The 376-nt window shown below is 49.5% G+C and carries 1 protein-coding gene; it reads left to right on the top strand.

Translation table 11 applies throughout. The features are described from left to right. The coding region (locus tag HBA93_RS19215) for an alpha/beta fold hydrolase (RefSeq protein ID WP_221724367.1) at positions 1-376 on the top strand (376 nt) is incomplete at both ends.

The raw sequence follows: 376 nt of genomic DNA, 5'->3' as shown, positions 1-376 counted from the left end.
CGGCAGGCAAAACTGGCTTATAAAACCTATGGCACCCTCAATGCCGCAAAAGATAATGTGATCCTTTACCCAACCTCTTTTGCGGGGACGCATGAGGATGCGGCATGGTTGATCGGTACGGGAAGAGCGCTTGACCCTGAAAAATACTTCATCATTATTCCTGATGCTTTTGGTAACGGTTTGTCCAGCTCGCCGAGCAATACTATAGCTCCGAATAATGGCAGTCGTTTTCCGCAAGTCACATTGCATGATAATGTGCAGCAGCAATATCGCCTGTTGACGGAAAAATTCGGTATCGGGAAAATCCGGCTGGCCATTGGCTGGTCACTCGGCGGGGCACAGGCGTTTGAATGGGCTGCAGCTTTTCCCAATAAAG

This window comes from Ochrobactrum sp. SFR4, assembly GCF_019730395.1.
Taxonomy (GTDB): Bacteria; Pseudomonadota; Alphaproteobacteria; order Rhizobiales; family Rhizobiaceae; genus Pseudochrobactrum.
This window is presented reverse-complemented; position numbering and strand designations above follow the sequence as displayed.